20 protein-coding genes are annotated in these 24,714 nt (G+C 68.1%); 11 read left to right on the top strand and 9 right to left on the bottom strand.

Annotation, left to right across the window (positions count from 1 at the left end):
- Positions 1-107: 107 nt before the first annotated feature.
- Complete coding sequence (locus E5A73_RS18195) at positions 108-2,144, top strand: phosphocholine-specific phospholipase C (RefSeq protein WP_135965261.1); 2,037 nt, start codon at positions 108-110, stop codon at positions 2,142-2,144.
- A 65-nt stretch (positions 2,145-2,209) separates the two neighbouring features.
- Here E5A73_RS18195 and E5A73_RS18190 read toward each other — a convergent pair whose 3' ends face one another.
- The 4 genes from E5A73_RS18190 to E5A73_RS18175 all read right to left on the bottom strand — a co-directional run bounded on the left by E5A73_RS18190 (position 2,210) and on the right by E5A73_RS18175 (position 6,766).
- Entirely contained in the window at positions 2,210-4,576 is a 2,367-nt protein-coding gene (locus E5A73_RS18190) for a TonB-dependent receptor (protein WP_240700254.1), read from the bottom strand.
- A 19-nt stretch (positions 4,577-4,595) separates the two neighbouring features.
- Positions 4,596-5,534 carry a FecR family protein gene (locus E5A73_RS18185; protein WP_168355979.1) on the bottom strand — a complete coding sequence of 313 codons (939 nt, stop codon included), beginning with the start codon at positions 5,532-5,534 and terminating at the stop codon, positions 4,596-4,598.
- A gap of 33 nt (positions 5,535-5,567) precedes the next feature.
- Positions 5,568-6,083, bottom strand: coding sequence for an RNA polymerase sigma factor (locus E5A73_RS18180; protein ID WP_135965258.1), 516 nt, complete (start codon positions 6,081-6,083; stop codon positions 5,568-5,570).
- 83 nt (positions 6,084-6,166) lie between these two features.
- Complete coding sequence (locus E5A73_RS18175; RefSeq protein WP_240700253.1) at positions 6,167-6,766, bottom strand: M23 family metallopeptidase; 600 nt, start codon at positions 6,764-6,766, stop codon at positions 6,167-6,169.
- 192 nt (positions 6,767-6,958) lie between these two features.
- On the opposite strand from E5A73_RS18175, the gene E5A73_RS18170 reads away from it, so the two are divergent.
- From E5A73_RS18170 to E5A73_RS18130, 9 genes are read left to right on the top strand one after another with little or no spacing between them, the layout of a single operon-like run.
- The gene (locus tag E5A73_RS18170) at positions 6,959-7,771 is read left to right on the top strand and encodes an aldolase/citrate lyase family protein (protein WP_240700252.1); all 813 of its coding nucleotides are present in this window, start codon (positions 6,959-6,961) and stop codon (positions 7,769-7,771) included.
- Between the two features lie 6 nt (positions 7,772-7,777).
- Positions 7,778-8,608, top strand: coding sequence for an inositol monophosphatase family protein (locus E5A73_RS18165; RefSeq protein WP_135965256.1), 831 nt, complete (start codon positions 7,778-7,780; stop codon positions 8,606-8,608).
- 11 nt (positions 8,609-8,619) lie between these two features.
- Positions 8,620-10,458 carry an SLBB domain-containing protein gene (locus E5A73_RS18160; protein ID WP_240700251.1) on the top strand — a complete coding sequence of 613 codons (1,839 nt, stop codon included), beginning with the start codon at positions 8,620-8,622 and terminating at the stop codon, positions 10,456-10,458.
- On the top strand, positions 10,455-11,543 hold the full coding sequence (locus E5A73_RS18155) for a capsule biosynthesis protein (protein WP_135965254.1): 1,089 nt from the start codon (positions 10,455-10,457) through the stop codon (positions 11,541-11,543). The genes E5A73_RS18160 and E5A73_RS18155 overlap by 4 nt, the downstream gene beginning before the upstream one ends.
- Positions 11,540-12,508 (top strand): glycosyltransferase family 2 protein, encoded by a 969-nt coding sequence (locus tag E5A73_RS18150; protein WP_135965253.1) that lies wholly within the window; start codon positions 11,540-11,542, stop codon positions 12,506-12,508. The genes E5A73_RS18155 and E5A73_RS18150 overlap by 4 nt, the downstream gene beginning before the upstream one ends.
- Positions 12,505-13,797, top strand: a complete 1,293-nt coding sequence (locus E5A73_RS18145) for a hypothetical protein (protein ID WP_135965252.1) — start codon at positions 12,505-12,507, stop codon at positions 13,795-13,797. Before E5A73_RS18150 ends, E5A73_RS18145 begins: the two co-directional genes overlap by 4 nt.
- Entirely contained in the window at positions 13,794-14,804 is a 1,011-nt protein-coding gene (locus E5A73_RS18140; RefSeq protein WP_135965251.1) for an NAD-dependent epimerase/dehydratase family protein, read from the top strand. The genes E5A73_RS18145 and E5A73_RS18140 overlap by 4 nt, the downstream gene beginning before the upstream one ends.
- Positions 14,801-16,621, top strand: coding sequence for a thiamine pyrophosphate-binding protein (locus E5A73_RS18135; RefSeq protein ID WP_135965250.1), 1,821 nt, complete (start codon positions 14,801-14,803; stop codon positions 16,619-16,621). Before E5A73_RS18140 ends, E5A73_RS18135 begins: the two co-directional genes overlap by 4 nt.
- Positions 16,618-17,043, top strand: coding sequence for a GtrA family protein (locus E5A73_RS18130; RefSeq protein WP_240700250.1), 426 nt, complete (start codon positions 16,618-16,620; stop codon positions 17,041-17,043). Before E5A73_RS18135 ends, E5A73_RS18130 begins: the two co-directional genes overlap by 4 nt.
- A 38-nt stretch (positions 17,044-17,081) precedes the next feature.
- Here the strand turns inward: E5A73_RS18130 and E5A73_RS18125 are convergent, their stop codons facing one another.
- The 3 genes from E5A73_RS18125 to rfbF are packed head-to-tail and all read right to left on the bottom strand — an operon-like array spanning position 17,082 to position 19,698.
- On the bottom strand, positions 17,082-17,846 hold the full coding sequence (locus tag E5A73_RS18125; protein ID WP_206366533.1) for a TylF/MycF/NovP-related O-methyltransferase: 765 nt from the start codon (positions 17,844-17,846) through the stop codon (positions 17,082-17,084).
- Positions 17,840-18,928: a CDP-glucose 4,6-dehydratase gene (gene rfbG, locus E5A73_RS21640; RefSeq protein ID WP_240700249.1), complete on the bottom strand. Its 1,089-nt coding sequence runs from the start codon at positions 18,926-18,928 to the stop codon at positions 17,840-17,842. Before rfbG ends, E5A73_RS18125 begins: the two co-directional genes overlap by 7 nt.
- Positions 18,925-19,698, bottom strand: a complete 774-nt coding sequence (rfbF, locus tag E5A73_RS21815; RefSeq protein WP_135965247.1) for a glucose-1-phosphate cytidylyltransferase — start codon at positions 19,696-19,698, stop codon at positions 18,925-18,927. The genes rfbG and rfbF overlap by 4 nt, the downstream gene beginning before the upstream one ends.
- Positions 19,699-19,726: 28 nt before the next feature.
- Between rfbF and E5A73_RS18110 the strand changes: the two genes are divergently transcribed.
- A complete protein-coding gene (locus E5A73_RS18110; RefSeq protein WP_168355978.1) occupies positions 19,727-21,373 on the top strand; it encodes an ArnT family glycosyltransferase in 1,647 nt (548 codons plus the stop codon).
- A gap of 14 nt (positions 21,374-21,387) precedes the next feature.
- Here E5A73_RS18110 and glmS read toward each other — a convergent pair whose 3' ends face one another.
- Together glmS and glmU are read right to left on the bottom strand one after the other, a co-directional pair.
- A complete protein-coding gene (gene glmS, locus E5A73_RS18105; protein ID WP_135965245.1) occupies positions 21,388-23,211 on the bottom strand; it encodes a glutamine--fructose-6-phosphate transaminase (isomerizing) in 1,824 nt (607 codons plus the stop codon).
- A gap of 143 nt (positions 23,212-23,354) precedes the next feature.
- A complete protein-coding gene (gene glmU / locus E5A73_RS18100; RefSeq protein WP_135965244.1) occupies positions 23,355-24,707 on the bottom strand; it encodes a bifunctional UDP-N-acetylglucosamine diphosphorylase/glucosamine-1-phosphate N-acetyltransferase GlmU in 1,353 nt (450 codons plus the stop codon).
- Positions 24,708-24,714: the final 7 nt, after the last annotated feature.

Here is a 24,714-nt window from a genome sequence, read left to right as displayed (position 1 = left end):
GCGCCGGGTTGAGCCGCCATTCGTTGCTTTTCGGACCGGCGGATCTGAATGCCGATACTCCTGGATCGAACAGCCTGCACAACATCAAGGGTAGCACGGAGACCGAGATGACCGACATCCGCCGACGGACTTTGCTCAAGGGTGCGCTCGGCGCCGCGGCTTCCGCCGCATTCCCGCCGGCGATTGCGCGCGCGCTGGCGATCCCGGCGGACGTGCGCTCGGGCACGCTCGAGGATGTCGAGCACGTCGTCATCCTGATGCAGGAGAATCGCAGCTTCGACCATTATTTCGGCACGCTGCGCGGGGTGCGCGGCTTTGCCGACCGGTTTCCGATCCCAGTGGCGGGCGACCCGGGACGTACGGTGTGGGAGCAGGGCGACCGCCACCTCTCCCCCTTCCATCTGGCGACGCGACGCGACTGGGCGCTGATGCGGATGGAGGGCACGCCGCATGGCTGGCCCGACGCGCAGCGCGCCTGGGACCAGGGCCGCATGGCGGATTGGCCCGAGGCCAAGACCGAGCGCGCTCTGGGCTATTACCGGCGCGAGGACATCCCCTTCCAGTTCGCGCTCGCCGATGCCTTCACGCTCTGCGACGCCTATCATTGCTCGGTGCAGACCGGGACCAACACCAACCGGCTGTTCCTATGGACCGGCACCAACGACCCGTCGGGCCGCGCCGGAGGCCCTGCGATCGCCAATTCGCACGACAATTTCGCGGAATATGGCGGCGCCGCCGAGCCCTATCGCTGGACCAGCTATGTCGAACGGCTGCAGGCGGCGGGCGTCGACTGGCGCATCTACCAGGACATGGCCGACAATTTCACCGACAATCCCTTGGTCGGCTTCGAGACCTTCCGGGCGGCGCACAAGCGCGCAGCCGGCGCCGATCCGGCACTGCGCGAGCGGGCGCTGGAGACCCGCGCGGTCGATGCATTGCGCGCCGATGTGCTCGCCGGGCGGCTGCCGCAGGTCTCGTACGTCATCGCCACCGCGGCGGGATCAGAGCATCCCGGGCCGTCGAGCCCGGCGCAGGGCGCGGCGTATACCGCCGACATAATCGACGCGCTGACCGCCGATCCCAAGGTGTGGGGCCGCACCGCCTTGCTCGTCATGTTCGACGAGAATGACGGGTTCTTCGATCACGTCCCGCCGCCGGCGCCGCCTTCGCGCGATCCGGGAGCTCCGGGCGGATATGCCGGCGCTTCGACGGTGAGCACGTTGGGCGAATATCACGACGTGCCGAGCGCGGCCGATGCCGCGGTGGACCTGCCCGAGTTTCGCGGGCGGCCTTACGGGCTGGGGCCGCGGGTGCCGCTCTACGTCATCTCGCCGTGGAGCCGCGGCGGCTGGGTCAATTCGCAGGTGTTCGATCACAGCTCGGTCATCCGCTTCCTCGAGCAGCGCTTCGGCGTGGCCGAGCCGAACATCTCACCGTGGCGGCGCGCGGTGTGCGGGGACCTCACTTCGGCGTTCGACTTCGCCCGGCCGAACGCCGCCATGCCCGCCGGCATCCCCGATCCACGCGGCGATGCCGTCCGGGCGGCGGCGATCAAGGGGCAAGTCGCGCCCCAGGCGCCCGCCGGGTCGAACCTTCCTCAACAGGAGCCCGGCACGCGGCCGGCGAGGCCCCTCCCCTATCACCTCGCGGTCAGCGAGGCGCGCTCGTCCAACGACATCGCCTTGACCTTCCACGCATTGGGCGGCGCGGGCGCGGTGTTCCACGTCTATGACCGACTGGCGCTGGATCGGCTGCCGCGGCGCTATACGGTCGAGGCGGGGAAGCAGCTCACCGGCACCTGGCCGGGCGTCGGCGAGGATGCGGCGTACGATCTGTGGGTGCTCGGGCCGAACGGCTTCCATCGGCATTTCGCGGGAACCCGGACGGATGCGGCGCTGGCCGCAGCGCTGGAGTGGCGGTTCGACCCGCGAAACCGCAGCGTGGCGCTGGAGACCGCTGCGGTCGACGGGGTCGTAGTGACGCCCAACGCCTATCAAACACATCACCGCGAACTGCGCGGCGGGCGCAGACATGCCTGGTCGGTGGAGAAGACCGACGGGTGGTACGATCTGACGCTGACCGTTCCCGGCGAGCCGGGCTTCGTTCGAAGGGTGGCCGGGCGGGTCGAGGCGGGCAGCCGCTGATCCTGGGCTGGGACTTACAAATAAAACCCGGATGACGAGAATCGCGATATGCGTTCGAATTTGGCTCAGAACCCCAGATCGAAGCCCAACCGCACCGCGCGCGGGCGGAGCGGCGTGGTCTGATCGCGGTCGCGGATCAGGAAGGGGGAGCCGAGCGCGAAGCGATTGCCGCGCGCGTCGAGCAGATTGGTGACCGCGAGGCTCACCCCGCGCCGCTCCCGGCCGATGCGGAGTTCGAAGCCGGTGTCGAGATAGTCGCCCTGCAGCCGCCCGAGGATCGGCCCGATCCCCAGCGTCGACTTGCCGACATAGCGCGCGAAGCCGCTGGCGGTCAGCTCGAGATCGGTACCGAGCGGCGCGGTGTAGGCGGCACCGAGCCGGCCGCTGGCGTCTGCGACGTTGGGCAGGCGGTCGATAGCCGTGGTCAGCAGGTCGGCGGGCAGCGCCACCGTGAAGCGCTCGGTGACCTTGCTGTCGTTGAGATAGAGCGCCGCATCGAGTTCCAGCCCGGCGATCGGCCGCCAGCGCGAGACCATCCCGATCGACAGGACGCGGCCGTCGCCGGCATTGGCGGTGGTCGGGAAGCCGAAGCCGTCGATCAAATCCGCCTGGATATCGGTCCACTGGGTCGCCGAGACACTCGCGGCAAAGTCGAGCGACGGGCTGCGGTATCGCGCGCCGGCCTCGAGCGTGGTGACGCGGTCGCCGGCAAAGCGCTGGATATATTCGCGGCGCACGGCGATGCCGCCGGGCCGGAAGCCCTGCTGATAGCGCGCGAACAGGGTCAGCCGGTCCGCGGCGCGATACGCCGCGGCGAGCGAGGGCAGGAAGCGCGTCTCCGACCGCGAGGCGCGCGCGCCGGGATCGATGCGAAAGGCCACGATCTCGGCGACATCCTCCGAACTGCCCGACAGGCTGGCGTGGGTGAGCCTGCCGCCGAAGGTTAGCGTGAACCGATCCAGCGGCTCGATCGTGCCTTCGCCGTAGAGCGTCGCTTCCTCGACCTGGTTCAACACGCCGGTGAGCGGGGTGCCGAACGGCGCGACTTCCATCCGGCGATTGGTTCGCGCGCGATTGTGCAACAGGCTTGCGGCGAGCAGCCAGCCGGTGCCGTTCGGGCCGCGGCGCGTGAGCCGCACTTCGCCGGTCGTCATCGCAATGCGGTTGGCCTGCGAATAGGCGGCCGGGGCGGCGCTCTTGGTCGGCTGGACCTCGGGACTGGCGGGATCGGCGAGCTCCGGGCCTTCGAACCGCTCGAATACATATTGCCCGGCATAGCCGAGCGACGACGTCAGCTCGAGCGATCCCCAGCGCTTGCGGGCGACCAGATCGACCAGCCAATAATCGTTGCGGAACGGCTGGGCGATCGAACTCGCGCGATCGAGACCGCCGACGCTGCGCTCGGCATATTGGCTGTCGTCGCCGTCGATGCGCTGGGCAACGGCGTTGAGATCGACCGTCCAGTCGTCGCCGGGATCGACGCGGAGCGCCGCGCGTCCGCCGAAGGTGCGGACGCGGTTGATGTCGTCGAGGTGGCGGGCGACATCGTCGATATAGCCGCCCTCGACCGACCCGAAGGCGAGTGCGCGGAGCCCAATCACGTCCTGCTTCAGCGGCAGATTGAGGATCGCGCCGCCATCCATGCCGGGCTTGCCGTGCTGGACGGCGAGCACCCCGCCCCAGGCCGAGCCTTCAAAGGCCTGGAGATCGGGCGAACGCGGCACGACGCGAACCACGCCGCCCAGCGATCCCGCGCCGTAGAGCGTGCCCTGCGGCCCTTCGAGCACTTCGACGCTCTTGACGTCGTAGAGCCGCAAATTGGGGTCCGGCGCGCTATAGGTGATGCGGCTGTTGCCCCAATATTGGCCGACGGTGGACTGAGTGGGCCCGACGAAGCTCGAATCGGCGATGCCGCGAATGAACAGCTTGTTGCGGCCGGGGCCGAGATGTGTCGACGCGACGCTGGCGATCCGTGCTTCGATCGCTTCGGTGCCGCGCAGGCTTTCGGCGGCGCTGAGTTCCGACCCGTCGACGATCTGAACGCCGCCCGGATAGGAACCGAGCGGGATGTCGCGCTTGGTCGCAGTGACCAGGATCTCGCCATGTGGTGGCTCCACGGCAAGGGGGCGTTGCCGTGCAGGCGGCCGCCGCGCAGCTACCGGCGGCTTGACGAAGGGCTCGACGAGATAGGTCGCCGGCGCCACGCGGCGGGCGCGGATCGCCGCGCCCAGCAGCATTCGCTCGAGCGCCTGCGAGGCAGTGAAGCGTCCACGGACGGCACGGACTTGCGTCGTCGCGAGGCGGGATTCGCGAAAGCCGATGCTGGTGCCGGTCTGTCGGCTCAATTGCTTGATCGCGACGTCGAGGCGCGATGCGCCGATGTCGACCTCGGCCGCTCGCTCCTGCGCAAGCGCAGGAGACGCTATGGTCAAAGACAATAAGGCGAGCGGGCTAGCGGGGCGGACCATGGGCCGGGGACATCGTCCATCCTTCCCCATCCGGAACGAACCTGACGCCGAGCAGCGGCCCTGCGCGCGCCAGCACCTCTTCGGGTTTGCCGCCGAGCAGGAGCGTGCCGGTGAACCGCAGCCGCCGGGCGCCTTCCGCCGCGCGCACCGGGCGCCCGATGCTGCGGGTCAGGTCGCGCGCCACCTGTTCGGCGGAGGGCTTGTCATATTGCAGTTCGCCCGATGCCCAGCTACCGATCGCCTGCGGGCTCGCTTTGCCGACCACCGGCCTTGCGCCCTTGCCCGGCAGCTGCAACGTATCGCCGGGCTTGAGCGTGACCGCATCGGCGCCCGGCTGGTAGATCACCGACCCCTCGGCGACCGCGACTTCGAGCGCGTCACCATCGCGCACCACGTTGAACACGGTCCCGGCATCGACCAGCCGGGTTCCGCCCGACAGCACGACAAAGGGATCGCGCGCGTCGTGCCGCACCTCGAACCGGGCTTCACCCTGCTCGAGGATCACTTGTCGCGGCGTATCGGAATCGATCGTCACGCGAGTCGCGCCGTTAAGCGCCAGCTTCGAGCCGTCGGCGAGATCGAGAATACGATGCTCGCCCGGCGCGGTGACGATCCGCTGCGCCGGAGCATCGCGGTCGAGCATCGCCCAGCCGCCGACCACGGCGACCGCAGCCGCAGCGGCGGCGCTGCCGGCGAGCCACCATTGGCGTCGTGGCTGACTCTCGGGGACCGTCGCCGGGGCCGAGGCGAGCATTTCGCCCCCCCACGCCGCATCGTCGAGCGCCAGCTCATAGGCTTCAAGATGCGACGGATTGCTTTCGAGCCAAAGGGTGAAGCCGTCCCAACCGTCGAACGCCGGCTCCTGGACGCGGATCGCCCAGGCGCGGGCCGCCTCCCGAAGCTCCAGATCTGATGCGCTCATCGCCATGATACCCCTATGACGGAGCCGGCGCGATCATTCCGCATCGAATTTTGCCCTGAGCTCGCCGAGCGCGCGATAGGCTTTCTGCAAATCCTTCTCGACCGAGCTCAGGCTCACGCCGAGCTCGCGCGCGATCGCGCTCTGGGCGAGGCCGTCGAGCCGGCATTTGCGGAACACCAGTTCGACGCGCGGGCCCAATGCGGCCAGCGCCGTCTGAACCTCGCGCAGTCGCTCGCGGGCGATCAACGCGCGCTCGCCGGTCGGCTGTTCCTCGGACGGTACGCTGGTCTCGTGCCAGTCGTGATGCCGCCGGTCGCGGCTCACCGTGGAACGGCGCCGATCACGAACCAGGTTTTCGGCCGCGCGGAACAGATAGGACAAGGGGTCCGCGATCGGCTGGGTCGGCGCGGCGGCGACGCGCTGCCACAGATCGTGCAGCGTGTCCTCGGCGTCGTCCCCCAGCCCGCGCGCCGCGAGAAAGCGAAGCAGCCGGCCGCGCTCGTTGAGAATGACGCGCTGGAGCCCGCTAATGTCCTGGTCGCGGCTCATCGCGCGCGGAAAGCCATGCGCCGCCGGGCTACGATGTTCGGGATACGAAGGCCGACCTGCTGCAAACGAGATTCCATGACGGTTCAGAAAGCGCGTCCCTGCGGTTCGTCGGCACGCGCTCGGGCGAAGGCGGAGATATGGGGTCCTTCGGGTTCGATCCAAGCCTGTACTCTAGTAGGGGGCACGGCGCCGAGATAGGCCAATGGATCGACCGCGCGGCCGGCGACGCGCACTTCGAAATGGAGATGGCTGCCGGTCGAGCGCCCGGTCGATCCCATCAGCGCTACCGGTTCGCCCTGCTCGACATGCGCGCCGGGACGGACGAGGATCCGCGACAGATGGGCGTAGCGCGTGGCGAGCGCGCCATCATGCGCGATCTCCACCATTTCGCCATAGCTTCCCGCAGCGCCGGCGAAGCGCACGATGCCGGGCGCGGATGCCAGCACCGGCGTACCCAGGCGGCCCGGTATGTCGACGCCGTAGTGCATCGCCGCCGTCCGCCGGAACGGATCGCCGCGCCGTCCGAAATGCGACGACAGCCGAGGCAGGGTGACGCGGACCGAGGGCAGGTTCTCGGGCTCCGGATCGGATCGCGGCGTCGGTTGCGGTGCCGGCACATCCGTCTCGTGCACTCGAAAAATGGCGCTGTCGCCACCGGGAAGTTCGGTGATGCCCGGCGCCACTGGCCTTGGGTCCGGGGAGGACAAGAGCGCAAGCGCCAGATGGAGGGGGAACATGCCGGGCATCATTGTTCTGACGGAGTCGATCGACCCGCCCCGTAACCGCGGCGCGAAAAAATCTTCGTTGCGGGAACCGGCGCCAGGCTCCGTCTCACTTCCCGCCAGTACATGCTTTTTTCAGCCAGGGAGGCGAGGATGAATTCCACCGAACGCCGCATGCTCGACATGCTCAAAAAGGGTCGTGACCTTTACGGCGTGGTCGCGGTCAAGGCCGAGTTCGAGGCCGAGGGAACGCGGCCCGACGAATTCCTTCGCCTGCTCGAACTCACGCGCCGCGCCGACCTCAAGGTCGCGCTCAAGATCGGCGGCTGCGAGGCGATGTCGGACCTGCTCGCTTCGAAGCTGTATGGAGTCGATCACGTCATCGCGCCGATGATCGAGACGCCCTATGCGCTGACCAAGTTCGCCGAGGCGCGAGCCAAAACCTATGGCGCCAATCCCCAGGGCACCCAGTTCCTGTTCAACGTCGAGACCGAGGCGACGCTGCGCAACCTCGACGCGATGCTGCCGATCGCCAAGGCCGAGCTGGACGGGATCGTCTTCGGCCGGGTCGACTTCACCTTGTCGCGCGGGCTTTCGCGCAAGAGCATCAACGACCGCCAGATCACCGACGCGGTCCTCCGTGTCGCCCAGGCCTGCGCCACCAACGACCTGACTCTCGTCGTCGGCGGCTCGGTCGCGGTCGAGGCGGGCCCCGCCTTGCGCGAGATCCGCAGCGTGCGGCTCGACCGGTTCGAGACGCGCAAGGTGATTTTCGACGGGTCGGCAGCCGAATCCAAGCTGTTCGAGGCGGGGATCGCCAATGCCGTGGCATTCGAGCTGGCCTGGCTGGAGAACAAGCGCGATTATTATCGCGCGATCGCTGACGAGGACCTCGCACGCATCCGGATGATCCAGGAGCGCAGCGGCAGCGCGCCTGCGGGCCGCCTGGCGAGCGTGGCCGCCTGACTGCGCATGCCGCTTGCTGACCAAGTCTCCGCGCTGCTGCGTGCCGTCGCCGCGCAGGTGGTGCTGCCGCGCTTCCGCGCGCTCGCCAGCCACGAGGTTACGACCAAGACCGCGGGGGAGATCGTCACCGTGGTCGATCGCGAGGCCGAGCTTCGCCTGCATGACGGGCTGGCGGCGATCGGGCTGGGCGCGCGCATCATCGGCGAGGAGGCCGCCGAACAAGACCCGGCTTTGCTCGACGGCGCCGGGGAAGGGCTGGTCTGGCTGATCGATCCGCTCGACGGCACCGCCAATTTCGCGAGCGGGCGCGAGCCCTTCGGGATGATGATCGCATTGGTCGAGGACGGCGTGCCGATCGAAGGGTGGATGCTCGATCCGCTGAGCGGGCGGCTTTGCCAGGCGGCGCGCGGCAAGGGTGCGACCGTCGACGGGGCGCCGGTCCGCGCCCGACCGACCGGTGCCGCGCGGCCGCGCGCGGCGTTGGGCACCCATTTCCTCGCACGCGATCGGCGCGAACGGGTGCATGCCGAGGCGGAACTGCACCTCGACATCGTCCCCGTCCCGCGCTGCGCCGCGGCGAGCTACCCGCGGCTGGCGCTCGGCGAGGACGACATCGCCTTGTTCCAGCGCATCCTGCCCTGGGACCATGCTGCCGGCGCCCTGTTTCTCTCCGAGGCGGGCGGCCGTATCACCCATTGGGACCGGTCCTCCTATCGCGTCGGCGGCGCCGGAATCGGCGTTCTCGCCGCCGCGAGCGAAGATCTTTGGGAACAGGCCGCGACTGTCCTGCTCGGCCCCGACGCGGGCCTCATCGAATTGGAATGCCCCGCCTCATGATTGCCCGATGCATGCTTCTCGCCGGCTGCGCCCTCGCCGTCGCGTCCGTACCGGCGGCGGCGCAGCTCGCCGCGCCGGTCGCGGGCGGGCAACAACAAGCCGATCCGCTCGCGCGGCGCGCGGCCGCGGCGCAAGTCGCGGTTCCGCAGGCCGAAGTCGCGCCGTACCAGCCGACGGTGATCGACGTGCCGGCCACCGATCCGCGCGAACGCCCGCAAGACGCTCCGGCGAAACCGGTGCCGCCCGCCCGCCCGAGCGAATTCGAAAGCTTCGTTTCCGCGGCGGCCGGGACAATGCTGCGCCGCTTCGGCACCGACCTGCTGGTGCCCGGCGCGCGTGACTTCACCGCCGGTCCTACCGCGACCGTGCCGCCGGATTACCGGCTCAACCCCGGCGACGAGCTCGTCCTCGGCCTAACCGGGCCGGTGCAGGCGGCCAATCTGCGGCTGACGATCGACAGCGAGGGGCGGATCTTCGTGCCGCGGATCGGCGCGATCACCGTCGCCGGCGTGCGTTATGGCGACCTGCACGAAGTGATCGCGCGGCGCGTGTCGCGGCAATATCGCGGTTTCCAGCTCGAAGTCGCGGTGGGCCGGCTGCACGGCGTGACCGTCTACGTCACCGGATTCGCCGCAGCGCCGGGATCCTACACCGTCGGCAGCCTGTCGACTCTGGTCAACGCGGTGCTCGCCTCGGGCGGGCCGGCGGCGGGCGGCAGCTTCCGCTCGATCCAGCTGCGCCGCGGCGGGCGCCTGGTCTCGGACTTCGACCTTTACGATCTGCTGCTCAAGGGCGACCGCAGCGGCGATTCGGTGCTCCAGAACGGCGACGTGCTCTACATCGCACCCGCCGGCGAGCAGGTCGCGGTGATCGGCAGCGTCAATCGCGAGGCGATCTTCGAGCTCGCGCCCGGCGAGACGGTCAACGACGCGATCCTCTATGCCGGCGGGGTCAACACCGTGGCGGATGCAACCCGCCTGATGGTGTTCGATTCGCTCGGCCGCGGGCAGACCGGCTGGGAGGAACTGAGCGCCGCCGACGCGGCGATGCGCAAGGCGCGGCGCGGCGACATCGTCCGCGTACTCTCCAATGTCGGCATCGCGCGGCCGCTCGAGCAGCAGGCGGTGCTCGTCACGATCAGCGGCGAGGTATCGAAGCCCGGCCGCTATTATTTCAAGCCGGGCACGCGCCTTGCCGATGTCGTGGCGCAGGCCGGCGGGCTGACCGGCCAGGCCTTTCCCTATGCCAGCGTGATCACCCGCGACAGCGTCAAGGCGCAGCAGCAGCAGAGCTTCGACCGGGCGGTGCAGGATGTGGAATTGTTGTTAACCTCGCAGCCGGTGACGTCGGCCAATCGCGCCCAGCTCGTCCAGCCGGCAAATCTGACCCTGGTTCGCTCGATCGTGGATCAGCTGCGCGAGCGCAAACCCAGCGGGCGGCTGGTGTTCGACTTGCCGGTGACTGCCCCAGCGCTGCCCGGCGAGCTGATCCTCGAGAATAACGACACCATCTATGTGCCGCCGCGCCCGGTGACCGTCGGCGTGTTCGGCGCGGTGCCGACGCCGGCGTCCTTCGCCTATCGCGAGGGCGCGACCGTCGGCGAATTCATCCGGCTGGCGGGTGGGGTGCAGAAGCTCGGCGACAAGAGCGAAGTCTTCGTCGTGCGCGCCAACGGCACGGTGCTGGCCGACGGCAAGCGCGTGCTGCGCGCGCCGGCGCTGCCGGGCGACCTGGTCTATGTGCCGATCGACGCCAATCGCGGCGAGTTCTGGGCGCGGCTGCGCGACATCACCGGCACGTTGTTCGGCGGACTGGTCGGCGCGTCCTCGATCAAGAACCTCACCGAATGAGCCTGTTCACGGACCCGCGTCGGCGGCGGATCGGCTACGCGGTGCTCGCGGCGCTGCTCGCATTGCTGTGCGTGTTCCCGCAGCCTTATGTCGCGCGCGCCAAGCTCGTGCCGCAGGACAATAACAGCATCGGGCTCGGCTCGATGATGAATGCGCTCGGCGGGCAGCTCCAGGGCTTCGCCGCCCTGTTCGGCGGCGCCAAGCAGCCGATCGACATGTATCTGGCGATCGCCCGCGGCACCGAAGTGACCGACGCAGTGATCGCCAAGCTCAAGCTGGTCGGGCCCGACGGCTATGCCAGCCAGGACCGCGCCCGCATCGCGCTGGCGAAGAGAGTCGACGTGCATTCGCTGACCGGCGGGATCGTCGAAGTCGAAGTGCGCACGCATGATGCCGCTCGGGCGGAGGCGCTGACCCGCGCCTATGTGCTGGCGATCAGCGAGCGGATCATCGCGCTGGGCCGTGACCGCGTCCAGCGCAAGCGCGACGTGGTGCAGGAGCGCTTCAAGGAGGCGGCCGGCCGCGTGGTCAAGAGCGAGGCCGCGCTCAACGCCTTCCGGCGGCGCAACCGGCTGGCCGAACCCGAGGCGCAGCTCGGCTCCGCACTGTCGCTGCGCGCCGGGCTCGAGGCGCAGCTCCAGGCGAAACTGGTCGAGCTGCAGACGCTCCAGCGCTTCCAGGGCGAGGAGAACCCGCAGCTTCAGGCGGTCCAGTCCGAAGTGGCATCGCTGCGCGGCCAGATCGCGCGGACCGCGAGCCCGAGCGCGGGCGTTGCCGGGCCGAATGTCGCCGGGCTGTCCGAGGTTTCGGGCGAGTATCTCAATCTCTATCGCGACTATCGCTTCGCCCAGGCACTGTACGAGGTCTACGCGCGCTCCTCCGAGGAAGTCGCGGTGGAGACGCTGGCGGCGGAAACCGCGTCGGACGTCCAGCTGATCGAAGCGCCGCGGCTCGATTCCGAGCGCAAGTACAATATCCCGGCAGTGGCGCTGCTGGCGCTGCTGGTCGCGCTGGCCTTGTTCACCGAAATCTACGCGCCCGCCACCGGCATCGACCTGCGTTTCGGGCGCAAGGCGCCGCAATGACGCCCGAGCTGTCGATCGTCATTCCCTGCTTCAACGAGGAAGAGAATGTCCGGGCGATCTGCGCGGCGGTGACCGCCGAGGCAGCGCAGCATGCGCGCTCGCACGAGATCCTGCTGATCGACAATTGCTCCACCGACGGCACCCGCGCGCTGATGCGCGCGCTGTGCGCCGAGGACCCGCGCATCCGCGCGATCTTCAACAACCGCAATTACGGCCAGATGCGCTCGCCGACCTATGGCATTTATCAGGCCGAGGGCGCCGCGGTGATCGGCATGTGCGCCGACTTCCAGGACCCGCCGGCGATGATCGGCGCGTTCGTGGCGCAGTGGCGCGCCGGCGCGCAGGTCGTGCTCGCACAAAGGCGGTCGGAGCGGACATCGCCGCTGCTCGGCGCGGTGCGCAGGCTCGGCTATGCTCTCCTGCGCAGGTTCGGCGACATTCCGGTGATCCCCGGCGCGACCGGGTTCGGGCTGTTCGATCGCGTGGTGGTCGACACGCTGGCGGCGTGGAACGAGCCCGAGCCCTTCTTTCGCGGGATGCTGGTCGAGAGCGGCTTCCGGCTGGCGGTGGTGCCGGTCGACCGGCCCGAGCGCGCCGCGGGGACGAGCAAGAACGGGATCGGCGCGCTCGCCTCGTTCGCGCTCTCGGCGCTTGCCGGATCGGCCAAGTCGCTGCTCCGCCTGCCGATCCTGTTGGCGTGCGTCGCCGCCGGGATCGCCGGGCTGACCGCGCTCGGCGTGATCGTCGCCGGGCTGCTCGACGGGCCGATCCTCGCGCTGATCGGCTTTGCGCTCGCTTTCGGCATGTTCGCGGTGCTGCTGCTGTTCCTCGGCCTGATCGGCGAGCAGGTGCGCATGCTCGCCGAGCGCAGCCGCAACGTGCCGCTGGTGATCGAGGAAGAGCGAATCAATTTCCCTGCCGACCGCGCCCGCCCTGCCGCGCGCACCCTGATCAGGCGGCCGTGAGGGCACGCCTGCGCCTGCTGCCCGAACTCATCCTCGCGCTCGCCGTGGTGGCGAGCGTGGTCGCCACGGCGATGTCCTTTCGCGAGACGGGCTATCTGCCCCAGCCGTTCGTGTTCGACACCAGCGACACCTTCATGGACTGGTTCAACACCGCGTTCTGGGCGAACCGCCCGGGCGCCTATGACGTATGGCGCAGCATCTACCCGCCTTTGTCCTTCGTGTTCCTCGACCTGTTCAGCCTGCCGGGATGCTATCTCCAGTCGCCCTTCTACGCCCGCGACTGCGACTGGCTTGGCCGGAGCGTGATCCTCGCATTCTATCTGCTCGACGTGGCGCTCGTCTGGCTGAGCTTCCGCCGCGTCGATCCGCGCACCGCGCCGATGCGGACGGTCGCCTTCGGGCTCGGGCTGCCGCTGCTGTTCACGCTCGAGCGCGGCAATCTGATTCTCGTCGCGTTCGCCTGCTTCGTCATCGCGCACGGGCCGCTGGCGACGCGCGGGCCGTGGCGCTGGCTGGCGGCTGCGGCGACGATCAACTTCAAGCCCTATCTGCTGCTGCCCGTGCTTGCCCAGGCCGTGAAGCGCGACTGGCGCGCGCTCGAACTGAGTGCGATCGCGACGATCCTCGTCTACCTCGTCACGCTGGCGATCGTCGGCGCCGGCACGCCCGTCGAGCTGGTCGTCAACACCGCGAATTGGGTCGTGTTCCAGAGCGGGCAGGTGTGGAACGAGATCCATTATTCCACCAGCTATGCGCCGTTCCTGATGATCCGGAATTCGCAGATTCCGGTGCTGCAGTTCGTGCCGTCGCGCACCGTCGAGACGATCGAGTTCGTCGTGCCGATCGTGATCCGCGCCAGCCAGGCGATCGCGCTGCTCGCGCTGGCGGGCGCGTGGCTCCAGCCCAAGGCGCTGCCACTCCACCGGGTTTCGACGATCCTGCTCGCCGCCTATCTCGTGACGCAGTCGCCGGGCGGCTATACCCAGACCTTCCTGCTCTTCCTCGTGTTGCTCGAGCCGTGGAAGGGCGTCGGCCCGATCGTCGCGATCGTCTGCGCCTATCTGCTGTGCCTGGTCGCCGACTGGCCGCTTTCGACCGTGCTCGAGCTTTCGATCGACAGCTGGCTGAGCGGGCAGCCGGTCAGTCCCAGCTTCGGGCTGGCGATCGGGCATTTCGTGCGCCCGGGGCTGGTCGCGCTGATCCTGTGGGCATTGGCGCTCGACAGCTTGGTGCGGGTGGTCCGCGCGCATGGGACGCACCGCCCGACGCTGGGGCTGGCACCGGCATGATCTTCGAGCAGGATCTGGCGGCGATCGACCAGGCGCTGGCGCCGCTGTGGCCGCAGCTTGCCGGCGCGCGGATCTTCATGACCGGCGGGACCGGGTTCATCGGCCGGTGGATGCTCGAGGCGCTCGCGCGCTCCGGCGTGGACGCGGAGGTGACCGTGCTCAGCCGCGACCCCCAGGGGTTCGCAAAGCGGGCGCCGCATCTCGCGCGCCGCTTCCGGGTGATCGAGGGGGACGTCACCAGCTTCGTTGCCCCCGGCGACGACTATACCCACGTCATTCACGCCGCGACCGACGCGAGCGCCGCGCTCAACGCCACAGATCCGCGGCGCATGTTCGACACGATCGTCGAAGGAACCCGCCGCGCATTGGCCGTCGCCTGCGACGACAAAGCGCGCTTGCTCTTCCTCAGCTCGGGCGCGGTCTATGGCGCGCAGCCGCAGGAAGTGCGCCATGTCGACGAGGCGTATCGCGGCGGCCCCGACCCGTGCGACCCGCTTTCGGCTTATGGCGAAGGCAAGCGCGCTGCAGAGATGCTGTGCGCGATCCATGCCAAGCAATTCGGCGTCGACGTGGTCAACGCGCGGATCTTCGCGTTGCTCGGGCCCCTGCTCTCGCTCGACGTGCATTTCGCCGCCGGCAATTTCATCCGCGACGCGATGCAGGGCCGCACGATCCGGGTGGTCGGATCGGGCGAAGCGGTACGCTCGTATCTCTACGCAGCCGATCTCACCGTCTGGCTGTGGACGCTGCTGATCGCGGGGAAGCCCGGCAGCGTGGTCAACATGGGGTCGGAAGAAGCGGTCTCGATCGCCGAGCTTGCCCGGCGCACCGCGGCCTTGCTCGGCGGACCCGGCGTCGAGATCCTCGGCAAGCCCGATCCCGGCTGGAATCCCGGCCGCTACGTACCCTCGACCGCGCGCGCCCGCGCCGAACTCGGCGTCACTGCGACGGTGGGGCTCGACGAAGCGATCCGCCGGACCGCGCTCTCCAACGGATGGAAACCATGACTCTCGTAAAGCTCGCTGACTGGGTAGCCGACCGGATCGCCGCGCACGGCATCGACCATGTCTTCATGATCACCGGCGGCGGCGCGATGCACCTCAACCATGCGCTGGGCACCCACCCGAAGCTCGCCACGACCTTCGCGCATCACGAGCAGGCGCTGTCGATGGCGGCGGAGGCCTATTACCGGCTGACCAACCGGCTCGCGGTGGTCAACGTCACCTCGGGCCCGGGCGGGACCAATGCGATCACCGGCGTGTACGGCGCCTATGTCGATTCGATCGGGATGCTGGTGATCTCGGGCCAGGTGAAGACCGAAACCACCGTCCGCGCCACCGGGCTGCCGCTGCGCCAGTTCGGCGACCAGGAGCTCGACATCGAGGAACTGGTCCGGCCGGTGACCAAATATGTCACGATGGTCACCGACCCGCTGAGCATCCGCTACCATCTCGAAAAGGCACTGTATCTCGCCACGTCGGGGCGGCCGGGGCCGGTGTGGCTCGACATTCCGCTCGACGTGCAGGCCGCCAGGATCGATCCGGCACAGCTCGCCGGGTTCGATCCCGCCGAGCTCGACGAGCCGTGGAAGGCGACCGATCTCGATGCCGCCGCAGCCGCCATCCTCGACAAGCTCCGCGCCGCGGAGCGGCCGGTGGTGTTCGCCGGCAGCGGGGTGCGGCTGAGCGGGGCGCATACCGAGTTCCTGCAGTTGATCGACAAGCTCGGCGTGCCGGTGGTGACCGCGTGGAACGCGCACGACGTGCTATGGAACGCGCATCCGCTATACGCCGGACGACCCGGCAGCGTGGGCGATCGCGGCGGCAACATGGTCACGCAGAGCGCCGATCTGCTGCTCGTCCTCGGCAGCCGGCTGAACATCCGGCAGGTCAGCTATAATTGGAAGACCTTCGCGCGCGCGGCGTTCAAGATCTGGGTCGATATCGACCCCGTCGAGCTGCGCAAGCCGACGGTGGTACCCGACATGCCCGTATTGGCCGACCTCGCCGACCTGATCCCCGCTCTGCTCGAGGCGCCCTATCAAGGGCCCACCCCCGCGCACGACGAATGGCTGGAATGGTCGCGCGAGCGCGTCTGGAGCTTCCCGGCGGTGCTTCCCGAATATCGCAATCACGGTCCGACCGTGCACCCCTATGTCGCAATGGAGGCGCTGTTCGCCCAGCTCGGCGAAGACGATGTCGTGGTCACCGGCAATGGCAGCGCGTGCGTGGTCAGCTTCCAGGTCGCCGAGATCAAGCGCGGCCAGCGGCTGTGGACCAATTCGGGCTGCGCGACGATGGGCTACGACCTGCCCGCCGCGATCGGGGTGTGCGCCGCGACCCGCGGCAAGCAGCGCGTGATCGCGATCGCCGGCGACGGCAGCATCATGATGAACCTGCAGGAAATGCAGACGATCGCCGGCAATGGTCTGCCGGTGAAGGTGTTCCTGATCAACAACAACGGCTATGTCTCGATCTTCCAGACCCAGCGCAATTTCTTCAACGGGGTCGAGGTCGGCGGCGGGCCCAAGAGCAACGTCACCTTTCCCGATTTCGCCAAGCTCGCCGCGGCGTTCGGCTTCGCTTATTTCCGCGCGGAATCGCATAACGACTTGCCCGGCGCGATCGCTTCCGCGCTGGCGACGGAGGGCCCGGTGCTCTGCGAGATCATGGTCGACGAACATGTCGGCTTCGCGCCCAAGCTCAGCGCCAAGGCGCATCCCGACGGGCGGATAACCTCGCCGCCGCTCGAAGACCTCTCGCCCTTCCTGCCGCGCGAAGTCCTTCGCGAGAATATGCGCATCGCGCTGCTGGAGGAGGAATGAGGCGCCTGACCGGCGGGATGCCCGGCATTGGCGGGCGCCCGTTGCGATTCCTCATCGCGGGGGGCGTCAATACGCTCGTCGGGCTGACTTTCTATCCGCTGCTGCTGTGGGCGATGCCGCCGATGCGCACGCATTATCTGGTGGCTTTGGGCATCGCGCAAATCACCTGCCTGCTCTTCGCCTTCACGACCTATAAATACGGAGTCTTCCGCACCCGAGGTAATGTAGTGCGCGAATTCGGCACCTTTTCGGGATTCTATCTGGTCAACTATGCCGCGAACTGGGCGGTGCTGCCGTTGCTCGTCGAAATCGTCGGGGTGCATCCTTCCGTGGTGCAGACCGGCTTCACCTTGATCGTCATTGCCACCAGCTGGTTGTGGCACAGCCGCGTGACGTTCCGCGCGGCGGAGCGCGCCGCATGACCGCCTGATTTCCCGCCCGCCTTCGGCGGCGGAACCCGCTACGCCCCGAATTCGGCGAAGGCGCAGTAGGGCTGGTGCGGCGAGCGCTCGAGCTTCAGATTGTTGAGCCCCAGCACTTCCATCACCGCCTGGGTCTCGCCGGGGAAATGTTTGCAGACCATCTCGTCGAACACGAGGAGCGAGCCCTTGACCAGCCGCGGCAGGATCATCTCCAGCGCGGCGCGGGTCGGCTGGTAGATGTCCATGTCGAAGATCGCCATCGCGACGACGGCGTGCGAATTGTCGTCGAGCCACTTGGGCAGGGTCTCGACGACATCGCCCTTCACCAGCTCGAACTTCCGGATCTGCGGGATCGGCGAGAAGCTCTCCTGCAGCGCGAGGATCTCGGCGAGTTCGGCTTCATAGCCGGTAGAGGTGGAATAATCGCCGTCGCTGGAAAAGCCGCCATCGGCATCGTGTACCCCGGCGAACCCGCTGAACGTGTCGAAGCCGACGATCGTGCGCGAATGGTTGTACGGTTCGTGGATCCCGCGCAGGTTGCACAGAGTCGTCATCGTCGCGCCCCAGTGAACGCCGAACTCGCAGATCACGCCGGGCACGTTGACGATCCGCCGATAGAGCTGGTCCTCGTACAGCAGCCGCGAGAGCACCTGGCGCTTCAGGAACACGGTGCTGTGGTGGTTCCAGTGCGACCCGAAGCCGCCCTCACGGTGACGCGCGCGGGCGAGGTCATACAGGCGGGCGTCGTTGTCCGCCTCGCTGTCGCTGCGCTGGGTGAATTCCCCCGACAATTTCTTCAGCACGCGCTTGCTCTCCCTGTTGGTTCGCGGACGCTGACCGCCCTGCGCGCCGCATAGTCGGCGATCTGCCCGAGGCTGATCGCGCGCGCGTCTTCGCCGCTGCCGACGGCCTTGTGCCATTCGGCGATCCAGGCGACTGCCTCCTCCAGCCGCAGCATCGGCTGCCAGCCGAGCGCCGCGCGCGCTTTCGCGCTGTCGAGGCGGAGCAGGCCGGCCTCGTGCCGGCGCGGGCCGGTGTCGGGGATAGCGGCGGCGCTGTCGCCCCAGGCGGCACGCATGCGCTCGACGATCCACGAGACCGGCCGCGCATCCTCGTCGGACGGGCCGAAGTTCCAGCCTTCGGCGAAGCGCGGTTCGCCGGCGAGCAGGCGCCCGGCGAGCAGCAGATAGCCGCTCAGCGCCTCGAGCACGTGCTGCCACGGGCGGACGCTGTCCGGCGAGCGGATCAGCGGCGCGGTGCCGGCTTCGAAGGCGCGGATCAGATCGGGCAGCAACCGGTCGGTGGCCCAGTCGCCGCCGCCGATGACGTTGCCGGCGCGCGCCGTGGCGAGCGCCGGGCCCTCCGCGAAGAACGAGCTGCGATAGGCGGCCGCGACAAGCTCGGCGCAACCCTTGCTGCTGCTATAGGGATCGTGCCCGCCCATCGGATCGCTCTCGCGATAGGGCCAGACCCATTCGCGATTGTCATAGCATTTGTCGCTGGTGACGCAGACGATCGCTCTGACGCCGGGCGCGCGGCGCGCGGCTTCGAGCAGGTGCACCGTGCCCATGACGTTGGTGGCGTAGGTCTCGACCGGTTCTTGATACGAGAGCCGCACCAGCGGCTGCGCGGCGAGGTGGAAGATCACTTCCGGCCGCGACGCCTCGACCACCGCGCGGACTGCGGTGAGATCGCGGATATCGCCTTCGTGATGCTCGATCAGTGCATCGATCCGCGCCGCGGCAAACAGGCTCGGCTCGGTGGGCGGCGGCAGCGCGAAGCCGGTGACTTCGGCGCCCAGCGCGTGGAGCCACAGGCTCAGCCAGCTGCCCTTGAACCCGGTATGCCCGGTGACGAGGACCCGGCGGCCGCGCCAGCCGGTCACCAGCGCTTCCACGGGGCGTCGCCCGATTTCCACAATTCGTCGAGATAGAGTTTGTCGCGCAGTGTATCCATCGGCTGCCAGAAACCCTGGTGCCGATATCCCATCAGCTCGCCGCCGCGCGCGAGCTGCTCGAGCGGGCCGGCTTCCCAGACGGTGTCGGGGCCATCGACCAGATCGAGTACCGAAGGATCGGCGACGAAGAACCCGCCGTTGATCTGGCCGCCGTCGCCCGCGGGCTTCTCCTTGAAATCGATCACCTTGCCCGCATCGAATTCGAGCGCGCCGAAGCGCCCCGGCGGCGACACCGACGTGATCGTCGCGCGCAGGCCGTGTGCTTTGTGGAAGTCGACCAATGCGCCGACGTCGATATCGGCGACGCCGTCGCCATAGGTGAAGCAGAAGGGCTCGTCGGGATCGAGATAGGGGCGGATTGCCGCGAGACGGCCGCCGGTCATCGTCGTCGCGCCGGTCTCGACCAGCGTGATCCGCCATGGCTCGCTGCGCGCGTAATGGACTTCCATGCCGTTGCCGCCGCGCAGATCGATCGTCACGTCGGACGTGTGGAGGAAATAGTTCGCGAAGAACTCCTTGATCAGATAGCCCTTATAGCCGAGGCACACGACGAAGTCGTTGAATCCGCTCGACGAATAGATCTTCATGATGTGCCAGAGGATCGGCATTCCGCCGATCTCGACCATCGGCTTGGGCCGCACCGACGTCTCTTCGCCGAGCCGGGTGCCGAGACCGCCGGCCAGGATTACGGTTCGCATCGCCACTCCACGTCATCACTTCAGCACCATGACGTACCCCTCCCCCTCAGCCCGTAAGCCGGATGGCGATTCCTGGCCCCAGCGCGGCGTGCTGCTGCTGATCCTGCTGCTCGCGGCGGGACTGCGCGTGCGCGGGATCGGGTTCGGGCTTCCGGCGCTCAACGATCCCGACGAGCCGCTGTTCATGATGAAGGCAGTCGAGATGCTGCAGAACCACAGCCTCAACCCAGGCTGGTTCGGCCATCCGGCGACGATCACGCTCTATTGCCTCGCATTGGTCAGCCTCGCGGTCGGCGGGATCGGCGTGGCGACGGGCCGATATATGGATTCGGACGCGTTCGTCAGCGCGGTCTATGCCGATCCGACGATCCTGTTTCTCCCCGCCCGCCTGTTCTTCGCGGCCTGCGGGGTCGCCTGCGTCTATCTGACCTGGCGGCTGGGGCGGCGGATCGGCGGGGCGCAGACCGGGCTGATCGCGGCGGCGTTCCTGGCCGTCAATGCGATCCATATCGAGTATTCGCAGGTGATCCGCACCGACGTGCAGGTCAGCCTGTTCATGCTGCTCTGCCTGTCCGCCACGATCGCGATCGCGGAGAATGGCAGGCTGCGCGATTATCTCTGGGCCGGCATTTTCGTCGGGCTGGGCTGCGCTACGAAATGGCCGGCGGCAGTGATTGCGCTGAGCCCCGTAGCGGCCGGGCTGTGGCGCATATACCGGGGCAGTTCGGATGCCGGCAAGCTGGCCGGCTTCGTCGGCAGTGCGATCGCGACTTTGTTCGTCGCGTCCCCCTTTCTGCTGCTCGACTATCCCACCGTAATCCAGAACCTCACCCGCGAAGCGCGCCCGATGCATCTGGGAGCGACCGGCGGCGGTTTCCTTGCCAATCTGGCCTGGTATGCGCGTGGTCCGCTGACTGCCTCCTTCGGCGCGGCGGGGCTCGCTCTCGCGGGGCTCGGCACGGTCGTGCTGGCGCTGCGCAACCGCGTGGCGGCCATCGCCTTGTTGCCCGGCGTGGCTGGGCTCTGCCTGCTGCTCTGCATGCAGGCGCTGCGCTGGGAGCGCTGGCTGATCCCGCTGCTCCCCTTCGCTGCGATTGCCGCGGGATACGCGCTGCGCATGTTCGCCGAAATGCTGCGGCCGCGGATCGATCCGGCGGTGCGTTTCCTGCCGCCCGCCGCCGCCCTGTTGCTGATGGGGCCGATGCTCGCGGCGGCGCAGAGCCGAGCGGTCGCGCGGGCGAACGACACCCGCCAGATCGCTTCCGCCTGGATCCGCAGTCACGTGCCGCCGGGCAGCTCGATCCTGGTCGAGCACGCCGCACTCGACCTGGTCTCAGGCCCGTGGAAGATATTGTTTCCGCTGGGCAGCGCCGGCTGCGTCGATGCTCGCGCGATGCTCACGCGTCGTGTGGGCTACGGCGAAGTGGAGAAACTACGCACGGGAGCGCCGATCGTGGATCTCGGAAACGTCGACGCGGGACGGATCGATGGCTGCCGTGCCCGGTTTGCCATTCTCGTGCATTACGACCGTTACCGCGACGCACGGGCGCAATATCCGTCGCAGTGGCTGCGTTATGCGCGACTGACGCAGGGAAGCATTTTGCGCAGCGTGATCACGCCGGCGAACGGGCTGCGGGCCGGGCCGACGGTGACCATATTCGAACGCGCGCCCTGAGTTCGGGCCGGGAGTTATTCGACAGTGACCGACTTGGCGAGATTGCGCGGCTGATCGACGTCGGTCCCCTTCGCCACCGCGACGTGATAGGCGAGCAGCTGCACCGGCACCGCATACACCAGCGGCGCGATCAGCGGATGGACGCTGGGCATCTCGATCGTCGCGATGGCGTCTTCGCCGGCCTGCGCCAGCCCTTCGGCGTCCGAGATCAGCACTACGCGGGCTCCGCGCGCCTTGGCTTCCTGCATGTTGGAGACGGTCTTGTCGAACAGCGGGCCCGAGGGGGCGAGGACGATCAGCGGCACATGTTCGTCGATCAGCGCGATCGGGCCGTGCTTCATCTCGCCCGACGCATAGCCTTCGGCGTGGATATAGCTGATTTCCTTGAGCTTGAGCGCCCCTTCGAGCGCGAGCGGATAATCGGGGCCGCGACCGAGATAGAGCACGTCGCGCGCCGCGGCGATGGTGTGCGCCATCGCCTCGATCTCCGAATCATGCGCCAGCGCGGCGTTGATCGCGGCAGGCGCCTCGAGCAAGTGGCGGACGATTTCGCGCTCTTCGTCCTCGCCGAGCTTGCCCTTGGCGCGGGCGAGATTGACTGCGAGCGCGGCCATCACGGCGAGCTGGCAGGTGAAAGCCTTGGTCGAGGCGACGCCGATCTCCGGCCCCGCATGCGTCGACAGCAAAAGATCGACTTCGCGCGCCATCGAGCTGGTCGGCACGTTGATGATGCCTGCAGTGGTGACGCCGTTCGCTTTCATGTGGCGTAGTGCTGCGAGCGTGTCGGCGGTCTCGCCCGACTGGCTGACGACGACGCCGAGCGTGTTGGCGAGCAGGATCGGATCGCGGTATCGAAACTCGGAGGCGACATCGACTTCGACCGGCAGCCGGGCGAAACGCTCGATCCAGTATTTGCCGATCATCCCGACATAGGAGGCAGTGCCGCAGGCGACGATCGTGACGCGCTCGACCCTGGTCAGGTCGAAGCTCATGTCGGGGAGTGCGACCTTCTGCTCGACCGGGCGGATATACGATGCCAGCGTCTGCGCGACGACCACGGGCTGCTCGTAAATCTCCTTGAGCATGAAGTGGCGGTGATTGCCCTTGTCGATCAGCGCGGGCGAGACGCCGGAAGCGACGATCGGGCGCGTGACCGGATCGTTGTCGCGATCGAAGATCTCGATCTTCTCGCGGGTGATCACCGCCCAGTCGCCCTCGTCGAGATAGGCGATGCGCTGGGTGAGCCCGGCGAGCGCATGCGCGTCGGAGCCGAGATAATTCTCGCCCTCGCCATAGCCGACGGTGAGCGGCGCGCCGAGCCGGGCGCAGATCAGGAGGTCGGGCTCGTTGCGGAACAGGAAGGCGACCGCGAATGCGCCGTGGAGCTGGGGCAGCACCGCGGCGACGGCCTCGCGCGGGGTCCTGCCGCGCTCGAGTTCGCGCGAAACGAGATGCGCGACGACTTCGGTATCGGTCTGGCTCTTGAACGCGCGGCCTTCGGCGATCAGCTCGTCGCGCAGCGGCTTGAAGTTCTCGATGATGCCGTTGTGGACGATCGAGACGTCTCCGACGATGTGCGGATGGGCATTGTCCTCGGTCGGCGCGCCGTGGGTGGCCCAGCGGGTATGGGCGATGCCGATCGTGCCGGGCAGCGGGCTCTCCGCCAGCCTTTTGCCGAGATTGACGAGCTTGCCCTCGGCGCGGCGGCGATCGATCTCGCCATCGTGCAATGTGGCGATTCCCGCCGAATCATAGCCGCGATATTCGAGGCGCTTGAGACCTTCGAACAGCCGCTCGGCGACAGGCTCGGTACCGACGATTCCAACGATTCCACACATGCTTCAAGTCTCTCTCCCCTCCCTGGAAGGGAGGGGTCGGGGGTGGGTGCCGACGCATTAGCGTCGGCGCGTTGGGGAGAAAAGGGCTCGCCTTCGGCTCGCACCCACCCCCAGCCCCTCCCTTGCAGGGAGGGGAGCAAGAACTACTTCGCGGCTTTCCTTGCCTTCATGACTTCCCGGAAGCGGGTTCCCCAGCCGGGCTTTGCCTCTTGCCGGGCACGCGACAGCGCGAGCGCGCCGGGCTCGACGTCGCGCGTGATCACCGATCCTGCCGCCACGGTGGCGTCCCTGCCGATCGTCACCGGCGCGACCAGAGCGCTGTTCGAGCCGATGAACGCACCTGCGCCGATATTCGTACGATATTTGAAGAAGCCGTCGTAATTGCAGGTGATCGTGCCTGCGCCGATATTGGCCCCCGCGCCGACTTCGGCGTCGCCGAGATAGGTCAAATGGTTGGCCTTGGCACCCTTGCCGAGCACGGCCTTCTTGGTCTCGACGAAATTGCCGACCTTGGCGTCTTCGCCGAGCACGGTGCCGGGCCGCAGCCGGGCATAAGGGCCGACGACGGCGCCGCTGGCGATCGTCGCGCCCTCGATATGGCTGAAGGCATGGACGGTGACGCGATCGGCGATTTCGACGCCAGGGCCGAAGAACACGTTGGGCTCGATCAACACGTCGCGGCCGAGCCTGGTGTCGTATGCGAACCACACTGTCTCGGGTGCGATCAGAGTCGCGCCCTCCGCCATCGCGCGGGCCCGGCGGTCGCGCTGCCATTCGGCTTCCACCGCGGCGAGCTCGCCGCGGCTGTTGATCCCGGCAACTTCCGCGGCGGGAACTTCGATCACCGCCGAATGCCGTCCCGCCGATGCCGCCACGGTGACGATATCCGGAAGATAATATTCGCCGGCGGCATTGTCGTTGCCGACCTTCGCCAGCAGGTCGAACAGATCCGCCGCGCGCGCAGCGAAAAGCCCCGAATTGCACAGGGTCACTGCACGCTCCTCGGGCGAGGCGTCCTTGAACTCGACGATCCGGTCGATCCTACCCTCCGAATCCGCGATCACCCGGCCATAAGCCCCAGGATCGGCGGGCCGGAAGCCGAGCGCGACCGTCGCCGGCGCATCCTCGGCATGCAGCCGCTCGAGCATGCGCGCGAGCGTGCCGGCGCCGACGCGCGGCACGTCGCCGAACAGCACCAGGACATCGCCTTCGAACCCGTCGAGCGCGGGTTTCGCTTCCAGCACGGCATGCGCGGTGCCGAGTTGCTCGACCTGCTCGACCGTTTCGACGCCGAGCGGATGCACGGCTGCCTCGACCTGTTCGCGGCCGGCACCGACCACCACGATCGTGCGCGCGGGTTCGAGTGCGGCGACGCTGTGGATCAAGTGCAGCAGCATCGGCCGCCCGGCGATCGGGTGGAGCACCTTGTGCGTATCGGATTTCATCCGCGTGCCCTTGCCCGCGGCAAGGATGATCGCGGCTATCGGCGCTGTCATGAATACC

Source organism: Sphingomonas gei, from assembly GCF_004792685.1.
Taxonomy (GTDB): Bacteria; Pseudomonadota; Alphaproteobacteria; order Sphingomonadales; family Sphingomonadaceae; genus Sphingomonas; species Sphingomonas gei.
This window is presented reverse-complemented; position numbering and strand designations above follow the sequence as displayed.